Source organism: Sphingomonas sp. Ag1 (assembly GCF_000980895.1).
Taxonomy (GTDB): domain Bacteria; phylum Pseudomonadota; class Alphaproteobacteria; order Sphingomonadales; family Sphingomonadaceae; genus Sphingomonas; species Sphingomonas panaciterrae.
This window is the reverse complement of record NZ_LAZX01000031.1, coordinates 1-2,294: the sequence shown is the minus strand read 5'-3', so window position 1 is coordinate 2,294 and position 2,294 is coordinate 1. Positions and strand designations below refer to the sequence as shown.

Below are 2,294 nucleotides of genomic sequence, written 5' to 3'. Positions count from 1 at the left end.
CGTCGATGAAGCCGGGCAGCAGCGTGCGCCCCTTCAGGTCGATGATGCGCGTTTGCGGCCCGCGCCATTCCGCCACGTCACCAACGGCGACGATCCGGTTGCCGCGCACCGCGACGCTGTCGGTGATGCGATCGGCACTGTCGACCGTCACCACCTTGCCGCCAGTGAAGATCAGGTCGGCGTAGCTTTCGACGGCAGGGGCGGGCGCGGGGGCAGAAGCAGGCGCCGCCTGCGCCTGTGCCCCGGCGACGCCGGGGATCAGGGCCGTGGTCGCCAACAATGCGGCAGAAATCCATCGAATGTCCGGCATCGTCAGCGACCCTTTTCCTTTCCCGGTGGTGATCAATAGCGGCCGATCAGCTGCAACCCGATCGTGCGGGGGCGCAGGGTGGAACCACGCCACAGCGGGCCCCGCGCATAGATCGGCGTGTTGGCGATATAGCCGACGTTGTTCAGGATATTCTCGCCATAGATCTGCAGGCTGACCGGGCCCAGCGTCACGCCGGCACGCGCGTCCAGCGACTGCGCCTCGGTCGGCAGCACGCGCGTCGGATCATAGGTGGTCGACGTCGGGACCTGCCACAGGAACGTGCCCCGGTTCACCGAGCGATAATTGTACTGGAAGCGGATGAACGGATCGAGATCGCTGTTCGTCGGCAGGTGATATTCCGCGTTCAGATTGATCGTCCACGGCGTCGCGCCCAGCTGCTGCCCGCCGACGACGATCGGCGCGGTGCCGATCTGGATCGTCTCGTCATAGGTCGCATCGGTGTAACCGACCGCGGCACCGATCGTCAGGTTACTGTCCGGCCGCATCGTGATGCTGGCGTCGAAGCCCTTGGACGTCGCCGCTGCGGTGTTGGCCACCAGGCTGAACGCGCATTGCAGGCGCAGCTGCTGCTGGATGTTGTTCCACTTGGTATAATAAGCGCTGATCTCATATTGCAGCGACCCGCCGAGCAGCCGGTTCTTGGTACCGATCTCATAGCTGTCGGTACGGTCGGACTGGTAGGTGTTGGCGTTGTCGATGCCCAGCGCGTCCGCCTCGGTCCGGCAGACATCGGGCAGCGTCTTGTTCACGCCGCCGGTGCGATAGCCGCGGGCGAACGAGGCATAATAAAGCGCGTTGCGCGTCGCCTGGAACGACAGGCCGACCTTGGGGAGGAAGGGGTTTTCGCGCAGGCGGCCCGCCGCGGTGGAGATGCCGCCGACATAGGACACGCCGCGCTCGACCACGTCGAAGTCCAGCGTGTCGCGCGAATAGCGTGCGCCCAGGTTCAGCGTCAGCCGGTCGACGACCTTCACGTCGACATTGGCGAACGCCGCGATGCTTTCCTCGATCGTTTCCTCATTGCCGTAATAGCGCGCATTGCCGTTGACCAGCGGCGGCACGCCGGCGGCCTGCGGGGTGCGGCCATAACGCACGAAATACAGGTCGTTGAAGTGCGGCTGGTAGATCGGCAGGTCGGACTTCACCGAACCGCGCGAATAATAGCCACCGACCGTCCACTTGATCGGCGAATCCGTGTCGCCGCCCGACAGCCGGACTTCCTGCGTGAACACCTTCTGGTAGATGTTCGGGTTCTGCCAGGTGATCGACTTGTCGAAGCCGGGCGTGATCGGGAACAGGTACGCGTTGCCGAACGTCACACGGTCGTTGACGTTGGTCGCGTCGTTGATGTCCTCGACATGGCGGTCGAAATAGGACGTGACCGAATTGATCGAGATGGCGCCCGCGTCATAGCCGATCTTCAGCGACGGCAGGTAGAAACGGTCGCGGCTCGGCTGGCGGATCGGGGAATAGTTCAGGTGCTTGCCAGCGCCCGGATCGGACACGCCATTGGGGCAGGGCACGGTGTCTGGGTTGATCGGCGAGCCGGTGGTCGCCGGGCAACGCGTCCACAGGTCGCCGCGGTCGTTGAACTTCAGGTCCTGGTAATAGATGCTCGGCGCGATCGTCAGGCCGGCGGCCGGCTCCCACAGCATCGCGGCGCGCAGCACCGTCGTGTCGCTGAAATTGGCATTCTCTTCGCGGTCGTTCGCATCCTGCCAGCTCTGCCGGTCGATCCAGCCGGCATCGCGGCGGTGATAGGCGCTGAGGCGCAGGCCAAGCGTCCCCTCGATGATCGGCAGGCCGACCGCGACGCCGGCCTCATAGCCGATGCCGCCATCCTTGGTGCTGTTGACCGCCGCACGCGAATAGACGCTCGACTGCGTCAGGCTCGGCGTCGGCGTAATGAAGCGCACGGCGCCGCCCTGCGAGCTGGCGCCGAACAGCGTGCCCTGCGGCCCGC

The 2,294-nt window shown here is 65.3% G+C and carries 1 protein-coding gene and 1 pseudogene; both read right to left on the bottom strand.

Annotation, left to right across the window (positions count from 1 at the left end):
• Positions 1–277 (bottom strand): annotated as a pseudogene (locus tag XM50_RS00295) (hypothetical protein); the annotation flags it as partial.
• Positions 278–342: 65 nt separating this feature from the next.
• The coding region (locus XM50_RS20255) for a TonB-dependent receptor (protein ID WP_046406378.1) at positions 343–2,294 on the bottom strand (1,952 nt) is incomplete at its 5' end.